Origin of the sequence: Paraburkholderia sp. CI3 (assembly GCF_050436505.1) — a bacterium.
Lineage (GTDB): Bacteria > Pseudomonadota > Gammaproteobacteria > Burkholderiales > Burkholderiaceae > Paraburkholderia > Paraburkholderia tuberum.
In genome coordinates, this window is the sequence record NZ_JBNDMI010000004.1 from 1190879 (window position 1) to 1208898 (window position 18020).

Here is an 18020-nt window from a genome sequence, read left to right on the forward strand (position 1 = left end):
GATGCAAGACGGGCGGCGCGCGAAAAAGTCCGCCGCCGCCCCCCCAACTAGCGCCGCCTAGCGCGAATCCTTGTTCAACCAACGCCGCCCCTCGATCGACCCCGCCTTGCGTGTCTTTTCGACGCGGCGTTGGCGCGACACCTTCGGATCCACCAGCAACGGCCGGTAAATCTCGACGCGATCATGGTCCGCCAGCACTGTATCGAGCGGTTTGAGCTTGCCGAACACGCCCACCTTCTGCGTGTTCAGATCGATCGACGGAAAGCGCTGCAGAATCCCGCTTGCGCCGATCGCCTGTTGCAGCGTCGCGCCCGCGGGCAACTCGACCGCAATCAGCGCCTGCTCGGCAGCGAGCGCATAGCAGACCTCGACCGTTAGCCGCGCGCTCATGACTGACCATAGCGCTGGTTGGCGCGCTTCACGAAAGATTCGACGAAGGTATTGGCGATGTGATTGAACACCGGCCCGATGATCTTCTCGAGCAGGATGCTGGTGAACTCGTAGTGCAGCGCGAATTCGATCTTGCACGCATCGGCGCGCAGCGGCGTGAAGCGCCAGAAACCGGTGAACTTGCGAAACGGACCGTCGGCGAATTCCATGTCGATGCGCGTGGGGCGCTCCATCGAGTTACGCGTGGCGAAATGCTGCTTGATGCCCTTGAAGTTGATATCGATCCTCGCCTCCATGCTGGTGTCGTCCCGGTGACGGATTTCGATGCCCCCGCACCATGGCAGGAACTTGGGGTAATCGTCGACGTCGGTGACGAGGTCGAACATCTGCTCCGCCGAGTGGCGAATCAAAACGGTTTTCTGGACATCTGCCATAAATTGAACAGCGCGTGGCAACGGTGGACGAGCGCCGCGGGCTTTCCTTGCCCCGCTTTGCTAAAATCGTGATTTTAAACGAGTTGGGCACTTTCCATTCATGAGCATCATAGACAACAGAAAAGCCTTCTACGACTACTCGGTCGAGGAACGCTATGAGGCAGGCCTCGTGCTCGAAGGATGGGAGGTCAAGGCGTTGCGCGCCGGGCGCGGCCAGATCAAGGAAGGCTACGTGGTGATCCGCAATGGTGAGCTGTTCCTGATCGGCACGCACATCAGCCCGCTGCCCGAAGCGTCGACGCACATCCATCCCGACCCGGTGCGCACGCGCAAGCTGCTGCTGCATAGCGAGGAGATCAGCAAGCTGATCGGCAAGGTCGAGCAGCGCGGCTACACGCTCGTGCCGCTGAATTTTCACTACAAGAACGGTCGCGTCAAATGCGAGATCGGTCTCGCGAAGGGCAAGAAGATGCACGACAAGCGCGAGACCGAGAAGAAGCGCGACTGGGAGCGCGAGAAGGCGCGCTTGATGCGCTCGCCGACCTGAACGCGATTCGTTTCCGGCTCATGCAATAATGGCCCGCGCATCGATGTGCGGGCCATTTGCTTTTACGTCACGCACTCATTGCGCATGCATTGCCCGTTCGTCAGCGCAAGTCGCCGCGCGGCGGCTCCGCTGCCGCCTTGCTCTTGTTCACGATGGTCAGCGCCGACGCGATCATCGAACTCATCTTCGACATGTCGCCCGGCACGATCAGTGTCGTGCCCTGCCTGGCGAGGTTCGAGAACGCGTTCACGTACTGTTCGGCCACCTTCAGATTCACCGCGTCCATGCCGCCGTTCAGCTGGATCGCCGCCGCGATCTTCTGGATCGCCTGCGCGTTCGCCTCGGCTACCGCCAGAATCGCCGCGGCCTGCCCCTGCGCCTGATTGATCGCTGCCTGACGCTCGCCTTCGGACTTCTGGATCGCCGCCTCGCGGCCGCCCGACGCGATATTGATCTGCTCCTGCTTGCGCCCTTCCGATGCCGCGATCAGCGCGCGTTTCTCGCGCTCGGCGGTGATCTGCGCCTGCATCGCGTGAAGGATTTCCTTTGGCGGCGTCAGGTCCTTGATCTCGTAGCGCAGCACTTTTACGCCCCAGTTCGCGGCCGCCTCGTCCAGCGCGGACACGATGCTGTGATTGATGAAATCGCGCTCCTCGAAGGTCCGGTCCAGCTCCAGCTTGCCGATGACCGAGCGCAGCGTGGTCTGCGACAACTGCGTGATCGCGAACACGAAGTTGCTCGATCCGTACGATGCCTTCATCGGATCGGTGACCTGGAAATACAGCACACCGTCGACCTGCAGTTGCGTGTTGTCGCGCGTAATACAGACCTGGCTCGGCACTTCGAGAGGAATTTCCTTCAGCACGTGCTTGTACGCGACCCGGTCGACGAACGGGAACGCGAAGCTCAGACCCGGCGTCAGCGTCGCGTGATAACGGCCGAGGCGCTCGAGCACCCACGCATGCTGCTGCGGCACGATCTTGATGGTCTGCGACGCGAGCACGATCACGACGATCAGCAGCACTGCCCCGACGATGGTTGAATCCATATCGCTACCCTCCGATTCTGCTTCGAATAGTTGTGCGCAGGTTGGTCGGGCCTGCGTTTTCAGCTTGGGCGGCCGGCGCTCAGATCGTCAGGTCGCGCTCGCGCGCGCCTTCGGCTGCCGGCTCGCGACGACGACGAGGCAACTGCCCCGCAACTCCTTGATCTCGTAGACCTGCGCGTCTTCGGGTTCGCCCGCGGCCAGCTCGATGTCCCATGCCGCGCCACGATATGTCGCGCGTGCTTTGCGCCCCTGCCAGGCCGGCACGTTCAGCGTCTGCCCGATATCCAGATTGACATCCGGATTGCGCGACGCCTGCTCGCGCCTACGACGGCCGAAGCGCGAGCGTCTGAGCACCACGACCGCCGCGAGCGCAACCAGCGCCGCCACTACGAATTGCAGATCGGTCCCGGCGCCGGCAATGCGCGCAAGCGCGGCCGCGACGAAGCCGAACGCGATCATCAACAGATAGAAGGTGCCGCTCATCAGTTCCAGCACGACAAGCACACCCGCCCCGATCCACCAGAACAGTCCACCAGGCGCCACGTCGACCTCCACAAAGCAAAACACCCCGGTTCTACCGGGGTGTTTATAGCACGAAGCGCACGTGCCTTTAACGCGTGCCGAATGCCGCCTGCGAAAGCGGCATTCGATACCTCGCGAGTTACTGCTTCGCCTTTGCCAGCTGCTGCCACGTATCGATGATCGTGTCGGGGTTGAGCGAGATCGACTCGATGCCTTCGTCAGTCAGCCATTGCGCGAAGTCCGGATGATCCGACGGCCCCTGGCCGCAGATACCGACGTACTTGTCGAGACGCAGACAGGTTTCGATCGCGCGCTTGAGCAGGAACTTGACCGCTGGATCACGCTCGTCGAAATCGACCGCGAGCAGCTCCATGCCCGAGTCGCGGTCGAGGCCGAGCGTGAGCTGCGTCAGGTCGTTCGAGCCGATCGAGAATCCATCGAAGTACTGCAGGAACTCTTCCGCGAGGATCGCGTTCGTCGGCACTTCGCACATCATGATCAGACGCAGGCCCTTCTCGCCGCGCTTCAGGCCGAACTTCGCGAGCAGCCCGACCACGCGCTCCGCCTGCTTCAGCGTACGCACGAACGGCACCATGATCTCGACGTTGTCGAGGCCCATCTCTTCACGCACCTTCTTCAGCGCGACGCATTCCATCTGGAACGCCTCGGCGAAGTCTTCCGCGATATAGCGCGACGCGCCGCGGAAACCCAGCATCGGGTTTTCCTCGTCCGGCTCGTAGCGCGAACCACCGATCAGCTTCTTGTACTCGTTCGACTTGAAGTCCGACATACGCACGATGACGGGCTTCGGATAGAACGCCGCCGCGATCGTTGCGATACCTTCGGTCAGCTTGTCGACGTAGAACGCGCGCGGCGACGCGTGACCGCGCGCGACGCTTTCGACCGCCTTCTTCAGGTCCTGATCGACGTTCGGGTACTCGAGGATCGCCTTCGGGTGCACGCCGATGTTGTTGTTGATGATGAACTCGAGCCGCGCGAGACCCACACCTGCGTTCGGAAGTTGCGAGAAGTCGAATGCGAGCTGCGGATTGCCGACGTTCATCATGATCTTCACCGGAATCGGCGGCAGTTCGCCGCGCTGCACTTCGGTGATTTCGGTTTCGAGCAGGCCGTCGTAGATCTTGCCTTCGTCGCCTTCCGCACATGACACGGTGACGAGTGCGCCGTCCTTCAGCACGTCGGTCGCGTCGCCGCAGCCGACCACGGCCGGCACGCCCAGCTCACGCGCGATGATCGCCGCATGGCAGGTGCGGCCGCCACGGTTCGTGACGATCGCCGACGCCCGCTTCATGACCGGCTCCCAGTTCGGGTCGGTCATGTCGGCGACGAGCACGTCGCCCGGCTGCACGCGGTCCATCTCCGACGGGTCGTGGATCACGCGCACCGGACCCGCGCCGATCTTCTGACCGATCGCGCGGCCCGTTGCCAGCACGGCCGACTGGCCCTTCAGCTTGAAGCGCTGCTCGGCCTTGCCACCGCCCTGGCTCTTCACCGTTTCCGGACGCGCCTGCAGGATGAAAATCTTGCCGTCGCGGCCGTCCTTGCCCCACTCGATGTCCATCGGACGCTGGTAGTGCTTCTCGATGATCACCGCGTACTTCGCGAGCTCGATCACGTCTTCGTCTGTGATCGAGAAGCGGTTGCGCTGTTCGTGCGCGACGTCGACGGTCTTCACGCGGCCCGGCTCGCCCGGCTTCGTGAACTCCATCTTGATCAGCTTCGAGCCGATCGTGCGGCGAATGATCGGGTACTTGCCCTGCGCGAGCGTGGTCTTGAACACGTAGAACTCGTCCGGATTCACCGCGCCCTGCACGACGGTTTCGCCGAGGCCATAGCTCGACGTGATGAAGACGGCGTCCTTGAAGCCCGATTCGGTGTCCAGCGTGAACATCACGCCCGCGGCGCCGACGTCCGAACGCACCATGCGCTGCACGCCCGCCGACAACGCGACTTCAGCATGCGTGAAGCCCTTGTGGACGCGATAGGAGATGGCGCGGTCGTTATACAGCGACGCGAACACGTGCTTCATGCGATCGAGCACGTCGTCGATGCCGACCACGTTCAGGTAGCTTTCCTGCTGACCGGCGAACGATGCGTCCGGCAGGTCTTCCGCGGTCGCGGATGAACGCACGGCAAACGACAGTTCCTCGGGCGAGCTCTGTTGCAGCGTGTCGAACCCCGCGCGAATGTCAGCCTCGAGCTGCGGCTGCAGCGGCGCGTCGACGATCCATTGACGGATCTCCTTGCCCGCTTCGGCGAGCGCCTTCACGTCGTCGACGTCGAGCGTCTCGAGACGTTTGGCGATGCGCTCGGTCAGATCGTTGTGCTGCAGGAAGTCACGGAACGCGAGCGCGGTGGTCGCGAAGCCGGTCGGCACGCGCACGCCGGCTTCGGCGAGCTGGCTGATCATCTCGCCCAGCGACGCGTTCTTGCCGCCGACGATCTCCACGTCGGTCATCCGCAACTGCTCGAACGGAACTACATACGCCTTGTCCTTTGCGACGGTAACTGCGTTAGTCATACAAGCCCCTAAGTGTGAAAGAAATTCACGGCTGTGCAAGTGGGCTTGAACACGGGCAGCCCATTGGAAGCCTCGACCCCGTGTCTTGCACAACCTGTTAGATAAGCAATCGCCTGGACGGCAGAGATGCGTTGCATGGCGCGCCGGCCATGGAGCACGAGGCGGACGCACCGCAGAACGCGGTTGAGCGGACTTACCGCTCGATCTGTTGCGTTCAACGCATATTGACATTAGATAACGTGACGTTGAACGACCGTTCGCGGCAAGTTAGCGGCCAATCGCCTGCAATTGCTTATCCAACAGGTTGCCGCTATTCTACCGTGCCGACTCCTGAAATGTGGCAGTCGGTCGAGAATTGCGCCTCGAATCGCGCGCCGACCGAGCCAGCCGGCTTTTGCGGGACCGCCCGCGCGGGACACGAGCGTGGCGCGCCCGCCGCCGCGCGGTTTGATTCGAGCGCGTTGTCGCGCTCGCGCTTTCCGGCTCATTTGCCTTTCACGTTCACAGCTCCTCTGATGCCGCCCACCGTATTCATCGTCTCAGACGGTACCGGGATTACTGCCGAAACCTTCGCGCATTCGATCCTCTCCCAGTTCGACCAGAAATTCCGCCTGGTCCGCGTGCCATTCGTCGACTCGACCGAGAAGGCCTACGCAACGCTCGAAAAGATCAACGAAGCGGTCGTGCAGGACGGCCGTCGACCGATCGTGTTCACCACGCTGGTCGATAGCTCGTCGAATCAGATCGTGAAGGGTTCGAACGCGCTCGTGCTCGACATGTTCCAGACCTTCGTCGAGCCGCTCGAGCAGGAACTGGAACTGAAGTCGAGCCACGCGATGGGGCGCGGCCACCAGAACGCGGACACCGAGGAGTACAAGAACCGGATCGAGGCGATCAATTTCTCGCTCGCGCACGACGACGGTCAATCGAATCGCAATCTCGCAGACGCCGACGTGATCCTCGTCGGCGTGTCGCGCAGCGGCAAGACGCCGACGAGCCTTTACCTGGCGATGCAGTACGGCGTGAAAGCGGCGAACTATCCGCTGATTCCCGAAGATTTCGAACGCGGCAAGCTGCCGACGCCGCTACGCGAGCATCGACAGAAGATGTTCGGCTTGTCGATCGATCCGCAGCGGCTGTCGGAGATCCGTAACGAGCGGCGGCCGGGCAGCAAGTATGCGGCGCCGGAAAACTGCCGCTATGAGATCAACGAAGCCGAAACGATGATGCGGCGCGAGGGGATCAAGTGGCTGTCGTCGACGCACAAGTCGATCGAGGAAATCGCGACGACGATCCTGCAGGAGATCAAGCTGGATCGGCCGTCGTATTGAGGGATGGCCGAGCAGGCCTTGCGTTGCCGGGCCAGAGCCCTCGCAACGCCACTTAAGTCTACTTTTTGCGCCCGCGCTGCTGCCGGCACTGCTCGAACACGCAGACCGCCGCCGCGGCCGCCACGTTCAGCGACTCCATACCGCCGGGCTGCGGAATCGTCACCCGCAACGACACGGCATCGCGCCACGCCTGCGACACGCCCGCCCCTTCGTTGCCGAACACCCACGCGAGCGGTCTTCTCAGGTCGCTGTCATAGACCGCTTCGGCACCGTGCGAATCGGTGATGACGATCGGTACCGCGAGCCGTTCGATCAGCGCACGCGCGTCGACATCCTCATGAATCTGCAACAGGAAGTGCGCGCCCATCCCGGAACGCAGCACCTTCGACGACCACGCGTATGCGGTGCCCGGCGCGCAGAACACGTGCTCGATACCCGCAGCCGCTGCGCTGCGCAGAATCGAGCCGACGTTGCCCGCGTCCTGCACGCCGTCGAGCACGAGACAGTTTTGCTCGACGCGCTCGGGCAGCGGTGCGTCGAGCTTCTCGACGAGCAGCAGGATCCCGACCCCATGCACGACATTCGACAACTGCCCGAACAATGCATCCGGCAGCGTCACGAGCCGATGCTCGTCGATCCGTGACACGATCGCCTGCGCTTCGTCGTGACGCAACGCGCCGTCGGTGACGACGCATAGCTCCGGCTGACCTGCGACCTCGAGATACGTGCTCGCGAGATGGAAGCCCTCGAGCAGCGCGTGGCCGCTGCGGCGCTGTTGATGCGTCGAGCCGGCCAGTGCCTTCAGGCGCTTGTAGAGCGGATTGTCCCGCGAGGTGATGGCTTTCACAGGCAGCGAAGGCGGTGAGAAGGGAAAAGGAATCAGCGGCAATCAACGGCACGCAAGCGCGGAGCGCGCTCGAGCCGCGCTGATGGGGTCGGTCACGCGAAGCCGGCTTCGCCGAACGCATCGCCGTCGAGCAGCAGCGCGTCGGCCACGACGACGGCGTCCGCCGGCGGCAACGGCACGCCAGTGCCGAATCGCAAATGCGCTTCGCGCACCGGCGCGAACGATCGCCGATGATGCTCGCACGGCCCATGCTCGCGCAGCGCCGCGAGATGCTGCGGCGTGCCATAACCGGCATGCGCGTCGAAGCCGTACATCGGATACGTCTGGTGCAGTTCGACCAGCATGCGGTCGCGCGTGACCTTCGCGAGAATCGACGCCGCCGAGATGCTCTTCACGAGCGCGTCGCCGCCAATCACCGCCTCGCTACGGATGCTGAGCGTCGGGCAACGGTTGCCGTCGATCTTCACGAGCGTCGGCACGACCGACAGGCCCTCGACCGCGCGCTTCATCGCGAGCATGGTGGCGTGCAGGATGTTCAGCGAATCGATTTCCTCGACTGTCGCCGACGCGATGCAGTACGCGAGCGCACGCTCGACGATCTTGTCGTACAGCGCTTCGCGCTTGAGTGCGCTCAGCGCCTTCGAATCGTCGAGGCCACGGATCATCGGTTTGGCGGGATCGAAAATCACCGCCGCCGCGACGACCGGACCGGCCAGCGGTCCGCGCCCTGCCTCGTCGACGCCGCAGACGATGTCGTCGGCGCTCTCGAAGTTCAGGCCGGCTTGCGCCACTACCCGAACGGTGGCCGCGATCTTCCGGCGAGGCGCGCGCGCGGCGGTCATGGCCGCCCTGCCCGCTGCTCGACGACGCTCGCCACGACTTCGGCCGCGCGCTGCGCGGTGTTCTGCTTCAGCACGTGATGCATCTCCGTGAAGATTTCCTTCAGCGTGCGCCGGTTCGCCTCGTCGCGCAACTGTTTCAGTGTCGCCTCGGCGAGCGCCTGCGGCGTCGCGAAGTGCTGCAGGATCTCCGGCACCACGAAACGCCCGGCCAGGATGTTCGGCAGGCCGACGTACGGCAGATAGCCCTGGCGGCGCATGATCTGGCCGGTCAGCCAGGGCACCTTGTACGAAATCACCATCGGCTTTTTCAGCAGCGCGGCTTCGAGCGTGACGGTGCCGCTCTTCACGAGAATCGCGTCGGCGGCGGTCATCGCGAGTTGCGACTGGCCTTCGGTGATGGTCAGCACGAGGCCCGGATGTGCATCGACGAGCGGCTGCAGCAACGCGCGCAACGCGGGCGTCGCCGCCGGCATCACGAAGCGCACGCTGGGCTCCTGGTGCTGCATCATCTCCATCGCCGCGAAGAACGTCGGGCCGATCAGATCGATCTCGGAGCGCCGGCTGCCCGGCAGCACCGCGATCACCGGCCCGCTTTCCGCGAGACCGAGTGCGCGGCGCGCACCGAGGGTGTCGGGTTCGAGCGGGATCTGATCGGCCAGCGGATGCCCGACGTACGACGCCGCGACACCCGCCTTTTCGAGCAGCGCGGTTTCGAACGGGAACACGCATAGCATGTGGTCGACGGCCTTGGCGATCTTTTTGATGCGGCCGCCACGCCACGCCCAGATGGACGGGCAGACGAAGTGCACGGTCGGAATGCCGGCGTCGCGCAGTGCGTGCTCGAGCCCGAAATTGAAGTCGGGTGCGTCGACGCCGACGAACACGGACGGCGGCTCGGCGAGCAGCTGACGCTTGAGCTCGTTGCGGATACCGAGGATTTCAGGAATGTGCCGCAGTGCTTCGACATAGCCGCGCACCGTCAGCTTTTCCATCGGCCAGTGGGCGCCGAAACCCGCAGCGATCATGCGCGGACCGCCGATGCCGTAGTACTGCGTGGCGGCCGGCAACCGGCTGGCGAGGCCGTCGAGCAGCGACGCGGCGAGCAGGTCGCCGGACGGCTCGCCGGCCACCATCGCGACGCGCAGCGGACTGGGTTGCAACGTCATCGGTTAGCGGATGATGCCGCGCTGCGACGCTTCGACGAACGCGAGCAGCGTCTGCACCGGGGCGTCGCCGTCACCGCCGGCCGAACCGAGTTCCTTCAGTTGCACCTTCGCTTCTTCGAGCGACAGGCCGTTTTTGTACAGCACGCGATACGCGGTGCGCAGCACCGAGATCGCGTCGGCCGAGAAGCCGCGGCGGCGCAGCCCTTCGACGTTGATGCCGTGCGGCTCGGCCTTGTTGCCCGCGGCGATCACGTACGGCGGCACGTCCTGCACGAGCGCCGACGCGCCGCCGAGCATCGAATGCGCACCGATGCGCACGAACTGATGCACGCCCGACATGCCGCCGATGATCGCGTAGTCGCCGATCGTCACGTGACCGGCCATCTGCGCGTTGCTCGACAGGATCACGTTGTTGCCGACGTGGCAGTCGTGACCGATGTGCACGTAGGCCATGATCCAGTTGTCGTCGCCGAGCGTGGTGACGCCCGCGTCCTGCACCGTGCCGGTGTGGATCGTCGTGAACTCGCGGATCATGTTGCGGTTGCCGATCACGAGCCTGGTCGGCTCGTCCTGGTACTTCATGTCCTGCGGACGCCCGCCGACCGAAGCGTAATGGCCGATGCGGTTGTCTTCGCCGAGCGTGGTATAGCCTTCGATCACGCTGTGCGAGCCGACCGTGCTGCGCGCACCGATCGTCACGTGTGCGCCGATCACCGCATAGGGCCCGACTTCGACGGATTCGTCCAGCTGCGCGCCCGCTTCGATGATCGCGGTGGGATGGATCCTGCTCATGCGTCCTCGCTTCTGATTCTGTTGCGTTGTGTGGATGGCCTTTCCGTCAGGGCCGCCGCGCGCGCGCCTTGCCGCGCCGCGACCTGCCCCGACGCGGGCTTTACGCGTCTTTGTCCGTGTGGCGCACCGCGCACATCAGATCGGCTTCCGCCGCGACGACGCCATCCACTTCGGCGCGCGCCTTGAACTTCCAGATGCCGCGCATGTGACGCTCGAACGTGCAGTTCAGGATCAGCTGATCGCCCGGTTCCACCACGCGCTTGAAGCGCGCGTTGTCGATGCCGACGAACAGGTACAGCGTGTTCGACGGATCGCTCGGCTCTTCCGAGAACGTCAGCAGCGCCGCGGTCTGCGCGAGGGCTTCGAGGATCAGCACGCCTGGCATCACCGGCCGCGTCGGGAAATGTCCCTGGAAATACGGCTCATTGATCGACACGTTCTTCAACGCTTTGATGCTCTTGTGCGGTTCGAGTTCGAGCACCCGGTCGACCAGCAGGATCGGATAACGATGCGGCAGCAGCGTGAGAATCTTATGAATGTCGAGATTGATTTTTTCGGTGCTCATGGTGTTTCTGCTCACGCGTTGACTGCGCGATGATGACTGCGGATGCTGGGTGCAGGTGGGTTGAAAACGCGCACGACCGGCGCCTCTGATGACCGGGTGGTCGTGCCACCCGGTCACGGCCACCGGCTTTGCTTCATGATGCTCGACCACTATTTTACGCGGTGCGGATGGGTCGCCGGGATAACTGTCAGATCTTGTTGCCTGCGGGTTGACCTGCGGCGCCGTCAGTGGCATTGCCGGCTTTGTCGACGGTGGCGTTCTCCAGCGCTTTGATGCGATCGCGAAGCTTGTCGATATTGCGCAGCAGCGCGGCGCTTTTGTTCCAGTCCGCGTGGTTCACGGCCGGGAACGCGCTCGTGTACATGCCGGGCTTCAGCAGCGACTTCGACACGCCCGACTTTGCAGTGACGATCACGTAATCGGCGAGCGTCACGTGTCCGGCAATGCCGACCGCGCCGCCGATCATGCAATGACGGCCGATGGTCGTGCTGCCCGCGATGCCCGCGCAGCCCGCGATCACCGTGTAGGCGCCGACCTTGCAGTTGTGGCCGATCTGCACGAGGTTGTCGATCTTCACGCACTCCTCGATGATCGTGTCGGCCATCGCGCCGCGGTCGATTGTGGTGTTCGCGCCGATTTCGACGTCGTTCGCGATCGACACGCCGCCGACCTGGGGAATCTTGACCCAACTGCCGGTGCGTGCGTCGCCCTCGCCGACGAAGTCGGGCGCGAAGCCGAAGCCGTCCGAGCCGATCACCGCGCCCGCGTGGACGATCACGCGCTCGCCGAGCTTGCAGCCGTGGTACACGGTCACGTTCGGATACAGATGTGAGTTCGCCCCGACGCGGGTGCCGCGGCCGATTACGACGTTGGCGTCGAGCCGCGCGTGCTCGCCGATCACTGCGCCCGCTTCCACGGTGACACGCGGACCGATCACCGCGCTCGCGGCGACCTGGGCGGAAGGATCGACGGTTGCGCTCGGATGCACGCCGGGGACCGCCCTCGGCGCGGCCAGGTCGATGAAGGTTTGCGCGATGCGCGCAAAGTAAGCGTAGGGATTCGGCGTGACGATGAAGTTTCGAGCTTCGCGCGAGGCGAGCTTCGCAAGGTCGCCGGCATTGATCAGCACTGCGCCGGCGCGGGTCGTTTCGACCTGCGACAGATACTTTGGATTGGCGAGGAACGCCAACTGGTCCGGGCCTGCCTGGTCGAGCGGCGCAAGACTGCTCACGCGCTGCGCCCCGTTACCGACTACTTCACCGCCGAACCGCTGGACGATGTCCTCGAGCGTAAATGCCATGCCTATCCTGTCTCCAACCTGTTCAATCATTGCGAGGGCGCGCGCCGAGGCGTGCGGGGCGACCGTGCGCCGCCCTCAGTCGCCCTCATTGCCCTCATTGTCCTTAGTTGCCCGATGCTGCAAGTGCCTTCAGCACCTGGTCGGTGATATCGATGCGCGGGCTCACGTACACCGCTTCCTGAACGATCAGATCGTAGTGCTGCGTTTCGGCGATCTGCTTGATGACCTTGTTCGCGCGATCGAGCACCGCCGCGAGTTCCTCGTTGCGGCGCTGGTTCAGGTCTTCGCGGAACTCACGCTGCTTGCGTTGGAAGTCCGAGTCGAGCTGCGACAGGTCGCGCTGCTTTTGCGCGCGATCGGTCGCCGACATTGTCGCGCCATTCTTGTCGAGTGCATCGGACATCAACTTGAGCTTTTGCGCCATATCGGCGAGATCCTTGTCCCGCTTCGCGAATTCGGCCTCGAGCTTCAGCTGCGCGGCTTTCGCCGCCGCCGATTCGCGCAGGATGCGGTCGGAATTCACCGCGGCGATCCTCGCCTCCTGCGCGTGCGCCATGCCGACCCCGAGGGTCATTGCCAGCGCCAATGCGCACGCTACACGTTTCGAAAACATACCGGTTAGCAAAGTCATCCTCTCGATACTGTAGGTTGGCCGGGTCCGGCGCCGCAGCCGCCCGCCGGCAACGCCGGCCGCCGGGAACACCCGCCGCCCGATCAGAACGCCGTCCCGATCTGGAACTGGAACTTCTGGTACTGGTCGCCAGTGTGCTTCGTGAGCGGGAAGCCAAGGCTCAACTTGAGCGGGCCGATCGGCGAGATCCACGCGAGACCCACACCGTAGCCGTAACGCAGGCCATTTGCGCCGATGCTGTTACCTTCCGTTCCCCACACGTTACCGGCGTCGAGGAACGTGAACACACGCAGCGTGCGATCGTAGCCCGTGCCCGGCAGCGGGAACGTGAGCTCGATATTGCCGACGAGCAGCTTCGAGCCGCCGATCGGGTCGTTGGTCTTCGCGTCTCGCGGACCGAGCGAGCTCGGCTCGTAGCCGCGCACCGAACCGATACCGCCGGCGAAGTAGTTCTTGAAGATCGGATAAGGCTTGCCGCCGAGGCCGTTACCATAGCCGCCCTGGAAGTTGAAGCCCAGCACGAAGCCACGCGCGAACGAGTAATAGTACTGCGCGTTGATGTCGGCCTTGTAGTACTGCGTGCCCCCGATCGGCGTGCCGTACTCGGCGTTCGCCTGCGTGAAGTAGCCGCGGCTCGGCACCAGCGCGCTGTCACGCGCATCGCGCGACCAACCGACCGTCAGCGGTACGTTGTTCGACACCCGGCCGAACTGGTTCACGTAGTCGATATAGCTTTGCGGCGTATTCGAGTCGATGTCGAGCTGGTTCTGCTCGAAGCCGACGCCGAAAAACACCGTGTCGACTTCGGAGAACGGAATGCCGAACTTCAGGTCACCGCCAATCGTGACGATCTTGAAGCTCGAATCGGTCGAATAGTACAGCGGCTGGTACGTGCGGTAGTAGACGTCGGTGATCCGCTTGATGCCGTCCACCGTGAAGTACGGGTCGACCTGCGTAACCGTCAGCGTACGGTACGTCTTCGCGGTATTGATGTTCACCGAGAGGCTCGTGCCGGAGCCGAACACGTTGTCCTGCGAGATACCCGCCGACAGCACCACCTTGTCCGTCGACGAGAAGCCCGCGCCAAGCGTGATCGCGCCGGTCGGTTTTTCGGCGACCTTCACGTCGATGTCGACCTGGTCGGGCGTGCCTTCGACCGGCACCGTGGTCACGTCGACGTCGGTGAAGTAGCCGAGACGGTTGATACGGTCCTTCGACAGCGCGAGGCGGTTCGAATCGAACCACGAGCTTTCGAGCTGGCGCATTTCGCGGCGCACCACTTCGTCGCGCGTGCGCGTGTTGCCGACCACGTTGATGCGGCGCACGTACACGCGACGGCTCGGGTCGACCTGAAGCGTCAGGTCGACGGTGTGGTTGTTCTGGTCGATCTGCGGCTGTGCATTGACGGTCGCGAACGCGTAGCCGTACTCGCCGAGCTTGTCGACGATCGCCTTCGTGGTCGCCTGCAGCTTTTCGGCCGAGAAGCGGTCGCCCGGCTTGATCTTGATCAGCTTCTTCAGTTCCGCTTCGCGGTCGAGCAGATTGCCGGCGAGGCGGATGTTCGAAATCGTGTACGGCTGACCTTCATGCAGCGTGACCGTCAGGTACATGTCCTTCTTGTCCGGCGAAATCGACACCTGGGTCGATTCGATGCTGAACTCGAGATAGCCGCGGTTCAGGTAGTACGAGCGGACGTTCTCGAGGTCGCCGGTGAGCTTGTCTTTCGCGTACAGGTCGTTCTTCGTGTACCACGAGAACCAGTTCGGCGTGGACAGCTGCATTTCGTCGCGCAGCGTGCCGCTGCTGAATGTCTTGTTGCCGATGAAGTTGATCTGACGGATCTTCGCGCTCGGACCTTCGGCCACCGAGAACAGGATGCCGACGCGGTTGCGGTCGATCGGCGTGATCGTCGTGGTGACTTCAGCCGCGTAAAAACCGCGCGTCAGATACTGGCGCTTCAGTTCCTGCTCGGCCTTGTCGACGAGGGCCTTGTCGTAGTAGCGGCCTTGCGACAGCCCGACCGCGCGCAGCGCCTTGATCAGGTTGTCCTTGTCGAACTCGTGGATACCGGCGAAGTCGATCGTGCCGATGGCCGGGCGCTCTTGCACCTGCACGATCACCACGTTGCCTTCGGTCGCGATCTTGACGTCGTTGAAGAAGCCCGTCGCGTACAGCGCGCGAATCGCTTCGGACGCCTTGTCGTCGGAAAAGGTATCGCCTTGCTTGATGGGCAGGTACGCGAACACCGTGCCCGGTTCGACGCGTTGCAATCCCTCAATGCGAATGTCTTGCACCACGAAGGGCGTCGTTGCGTGAGCAACCAGCCCATGCGCGGCGAACGCCGCGGCTACAACCGTCTTTGGACCAAAGCGATGAGGTTTGAACAACGTGCTTCCCCAGTATGTATAGCTGCATCAGGCCTGGCGGCCGCCCTCGTGAACGCCGCCGGACACTTTAAAAATGGATTAAACGAGCCAGATCGTTGAACAGCGCAATCGCCGACAACGCGACGATGCAGGCAAGCCCCGCCCTCTGAAAAACGAGTTGCCAGCGATCGGAGACAACTTTACCGGTCACAGCTTCAACCAAATAATATAACAGATGCCCCCCATCCAATACCGGAATTGGTAGCAGGTTCAGCACGCCGAGGCTAATGCTGACAAGGGCCAGGAACGACAGAAACGCGGCAGGACCCAGACGTGCGCTCTTTCCCGCGTAGTCGGCGATCGTCACCGGACCGGACAGATTCTTCAGCGATGCCTCGCCGACGATCATCCGGCCGAACATCCTGACCGAGTACACCGCGAGATCCCAGGTACGGCGCGCGCCGAGGTGGAGGCTCTCGAGCGGCCCGTAGCGCACGTCGATCGACGGCACCTGGGTCGCCAGCTCCGCGCCGATGCGGCCGATCTGCTGCCCGCTCGCTGCATCGCGCTGCAGCTGCGGCACGATGGTGATTTCTTCGAGCGCGCCCGCCGCATGACCGCCACGGCCCCCGCGCTCCACCCGCAGCGTGACCGGCACGCCGGCGTGCGATTTTACAAAAGCGATGAAGGCCGAGGCATTATCGGTCGGCGTGCCGTTGATCGCGCGCAGCCGGTCGCCGGCGACGAGCCCCGCCTTTTGCGCGGCGCTGCCCGCCTGCACGCCCGCCACCGTCAGCTTGCCGCCGCCGGGCTCGAAGCCGAGGCGCGACATCAGATCGTCGTCGACGTCTTTCTCGCCGAGGCCGCGCAGGTCCATCGGAAAATCGGACGTGCCGTGCGCGTCTTTTGCACTGAGCACGATGCGCTGCTGATCGAACGCGGCGCCGAGCAGCTTCCAGCGCAGATCCGACCACGACCGCACCGGCTCGGTCTCATCGCTATGGCCGGTGCGCACACCGACGATGGTCTCGCCGCCCTCGAAGCCCGCCAGCGCGGCCGGCGTGTTCGGCGCGGGTGTCGCGATCACGGCGGCCGGTTCGGTCACGCCAGTTGCGAACACGAGCGCGAACAGCACGATCGCGAGCAGGAAATTCGCGACCGGACCGGCCGCGACGATCGCGAAGCGCCGCCACACCGACTGGCGGTTGAACGCATGCGGCAGATCCGCTTCGGGAATCGAACCGGGGCCGGTCTCGCGCTCGTCGAGCATCTTCACGTAGCCGCCGAGCGGCAGCGCGGCAATCGTCCACTCGGTGCCCGTCTTCGGACTGACCCACTGAACGAGCGGCTTGCCGAAGCCGATCGAGAAGCGCAGCACCTTCACGCCGCACAGACGCGCGACGCTGTAGTGCCCGTACTCGTGGACTACCACGAGTACGCCAATCGCAACCGCGAAAGCGAGCAGTTCGATCAGCAGATTCATAAACGCCTCACTGGACGGCGCGTTCCGTGCGACGGGCGCCGTCAGGCAGACGCGCGATGAATTCGGTAGCAGCTCGGCGCGCGGAGGCGTCCGCTTCGATGACGTCGTCGAGCGCGTGCGCGCTGCGGTTCGGCAACGCGTTCAGCACCGAGTCGACCGCCTCGGCAATCGCCATGAAGCCGATGCGGCGCGCGAGAAATGCCTCCACCGCGATCTCGTTCGCGGCGTTCAACGCCGCGCTCGCGACGCCGCCTTCCGCAAGCGCCTTCATGGCGAGCGCGAGGCACGGGAAGCGCGCGTAGTCGGGTTTTTCGAACGACAGCGACGCGATCTCCGCGAGATCGAGCTGCGCGACCCCGGAATCGACGCGATCCGGAAACGCGAGCGCGTGCGCGATCGGCGTGCGCATGTCAGGGTTGCCGAGCTGCGCGAGCACCGAACCGTCCGCGTACGACACCAGCGAATGAATCACGCTCTGCGGATGGATCAGCACGTCGATGCGCTCGCCGGGCAGGTTGAACAGCCAGTGCGCCTCGATCACTTCGAGGCCCTTGTTCATCATCGTGGCCGAGTCGACCGAGATCTTGCGGCCCATCACCCAGTTCGGATGCTTGCAGGCTTCGTCAGGCGTCACGTCGACGAGCGTGGCCGGTTCGCGCGTGCGGAACGGGCCGCCCGATGCGGTCAGGATGATCTTTGAAACGCCGCCATGCAGCGACGCTTCACGCGGCAGGCATTGGAAAATCGCGTTGTGTTCGCTGTCGACCGGCAGCAGCACCGCGCCGTGGTCGCGCACCGCGTCCATGAAGATCGCGCCGGACATCACCAGCGCTTCCTTGTTCGCGAGCAGGATGCGCTTGCCGGCGCGCGCCGCGGCAAGGCTCGGCGCGAGACCGGCCGCGCCGACGATCGCCGCGACCACCGTGTCGCAGCCCTCGCTCTTCGCGGCGTCGACGAGCGCCTGCGGCCCGTACGTGACCTCGGTCTTGCTGCCCGCTTCGCGCAGCTTCACGGCGACCTTCGCGGCCGTGTCGGCGTCGCCGACCACCGCCACTTCGGGCGCGAAGCGCAGGCATTGCCCGACGAGCTTGTCGCCGTTGCGATGCGCGCTCAGCGCGTAAATCGAAAAACGCTCGGGATGACGCGCGACCACGTCGAGCGTACTGTCTCCAATCGAGCCCGTGGAACCGAGCAATGTCAGACGTTTTTGCATA

Annotated in this window: 17 protein-coding genes; 2 read left to right on the plus strand and 15 right to left on the minus strand. The window is 64.0% G+C overall.

Annotated features, from left to right (window positions below; translation table 11 throughout):
- Window positions 1-57: 57 nt before the first annotated feature.
- Window positions 58-390: an RnfH family protein gene (locus OKW29_RS26860; protein ID WP_090800565.1), complete on the minus strand. Its 333-nt coding sequence runs from the start codon at window positions 388-390 to the stop codon at window positions 58-60.
- Window positions 387-824 carry a type II toxin-antitoxin system RatA family toxin gene (locus OKW29_RS26865; protein WP_018417666.1) on the minus strand — a complete coding sequence of 146 codons (438 nt, stop codon included), beginning with the start codon at window positions 822-824 and terminating at the stop codon, window positions 387-389. The genes OKW29_RS26860 and OKW29_RS26865 overlap by 4 nt, the downstream gene beginning before the upstream one ends.
- A gap of 100 nt (window positions 825-924) precedes the next feature.
- Here OKW29_RS26865 and smpB point away from each other — a divergent pair, with 100 nt between their 5' ends.
- Window positions 925-1371, plus strand: coding sequence for an SsrA-binding protein SmpB (smpB, locus tag OKW29_RS26870; protein WP_013089686.1), 447 nt, complete (start codon window positions 925-927; stop codon window positions 1369-1371).
- Window positions 1372-1471: 100 nt separating this feature from the next.
- Here smpB and OKW29_RS26875 read toward each other — a convergent pair whose 3' ends face one another.
- From OKW29_RS26875 to ppsA, 3 genes are all read right to left on the minus strand, one after another.
- A complete protein-coding gene (locus OKW29_RS26875; RefSeq protein ID WP_429293253.1) occupies window positions 1472-2419 on the minus strand; it encodes an SPFH domain-containing protein in 948 nt (315 codons plus the stop codon).
- 87 nt (window positions 2420-2506) lie between these two features.
- Window positions 2507-2962: an NfeD family protein gene (locus tag OKW29_RS26880; RefSeq protein WP_090805347.1), complete on the minus strand. Its 456-nt coding sequence runs from the start codon at window positions 2960-2962 to the stop codon at window positions 2507-2509.
- A 118-nt stretch (window positions 2963-3080) separates the two neighbouring features.
- On the minus strand, window positions 3081-5483 hold the full coding sequence (gene ppsA / locus OKW29_RS26885) for a phosphoenolpyruvate synthase (RefSeq protein WP_429293254.1): 2403 nt from the start codon (window positions 5481-5483) through the stop codon (window positions 3081-3083).
- Between the two features lie 515 nt (window positions 5484-5998).
- Here ppsA and ppsR point away from each other — a divergent pair.
- The gene (gene ppsR / locus OKW29_RS26890) at window positions 5999-6814 is read left to right on the plus strand and encodes a posphoenolpyruvate synthetase regulatory kinase/phosphorylase PpsR (RefSeq protein WP_090800570.1); all 816 of its coding nucleotides are present in this window, start codon (window positions 5999-6001) and stop codon (window positions 6812-6814) included.
- A 58-nt stretch (window positions 6815-6872) separates the two neighbouring features.
- Here ppsR and OKW29_RS26895 read toward each other — a convergent pair whose 3' ends face one another.
- From OKW29_RS26895 to OKW29_RS26940, 10 genes are all read right to left on the minus strand, one after another.
- On the minus strand, window positions 6873-7661 hold the full coding sequence (locus tag OKW29_RS26895; protein WP_429293255.1) for a TrmH family RNA methyltransferase: 789 nt from the start codon (window positions 7659-7661) through the stop codon (window positions 6873-6875).
- Window positions 7662-7753: 92 nt separating this feature from the next.
- Window positions 7754-8503: a ribonuclease HII gene (gene rnhB, locus OKW29_RS26900; protein WP_429293256.1), complete on the minus strand. Its 750-nt coding sequence runs from the start codon at window positions 8501-8503 to the stop codon at window positions 7754-7756.
- Window positions 8500-9669 (minus strand): lipid-A-disaccharide synthase, encoded by a 1170-nt coding sequence (gene lpxB / locus OKW29_RS26905; protein ID WP_429293257.1) that lies wholly within the window; start codon window positions 9667-9669, stop codon window positions 8500-8502. Before lpxB ends, rnhB begins: the two co-directional genes overlap by 4 nt.
- A gap of 3 nt (window positions 9670-9672) precedes the next feature.
- Window positions 9673-10461 carry an acyl-ACP--UDP-N-acetylglucosamine O-acyltransferase gene (gene lpxA, locus OKW29_RS26910; protein WP_184056892.1) on the minus strand — a complete coding sequence of 263 codons (789 nt, stop codon included), beginning with the start codon at window positions 10459-10461 and terminating at the stop codon, window positions 9673-9675.
- Window positions 10462-10561: 100 nt separating this feature from the next.
- Window positions 10562-11026 (minus strand): 3-hydroxyacyl-ACP dehydratase FabZ, encoded by a 465-nt coding sequence (gene fabZ, locus OKW29_RS26915; RefSeq protein ID WP_006048683.1) that lies wholly within the window; start codon window positions 11024-11026, stop codon window positions 10562-10564.
- A 187-nt stretch (window positions 11027-11213) separates the two neighbouring features.
- The gene (gene lpxD, locus OKW29_RS26920; RefSeq protein ID WP_184066166.1) at window positions 11214-12326 is read right to left on the minus strand and encodes a UDP-3-O-(3-hydroxymyristoyl)glucosamine N-acyltransferase; all 1113 of its coding nucleotides are present in this window, start codon (window positions 12324-12326) and stop codon (window positions 11214-11216) included.
- A 103-nt stretch (window positions 12327-12429) separates the two neighbouring features.
- Window positions 12430-12951 (minus strand): OmpH family outer membrane protein, encoded by a 522-nt coding sequence (locus OKW29_RS26925; RefSeq protein ID WP_429294944.1) that lies wholly within the window; start codon window positions 12949-12951, stop codon window positions 12430-12432.
- Window positions 12952-13040: 89 nt separating this feature from the next.
- Window positions 13041-15344 carry an outer membrane protein assembly factor BamA gene (gene bamA, locus OKW29_RS26930; RefSeq protein ID WP_429293258.1) on the minus strand — a complete coding sequence of 768 codons (2304 nt, stop codon included), beginning with the start codon at window positions 15342-15344 and terminating at the stop codon, window positions 13041-13043.
- Window positions 15345-15411: 67 nt separating this feature from the next.
- Window positions 15412-16806: an RIP metalloprotease RseP gene (rseP, locus tag OKW29_RS26935; RefSeq protein ID WP_018417653.1), complete on the minus strand. Its 1395-nt coding sequence runs from the start codon at window positions 16804-16806 to the stop codon at window positions 15412-15414.
- 7 nt (window positions 16807-16813) lie between these two features.
- On the minus strand, window positions 16814-18019 hold the full coding sequence (locus OKW29_RS26940; protein ID WP_429293259.1) for a 1-deoxy-D-xylulose-5-phosphate reductoisomerase: 1206 nt from the start codon (window positions 18017-18019) through the stop codon (window positions 16814-16816).
- Window position 18020 lies beyond the last annotated feature (1 nt).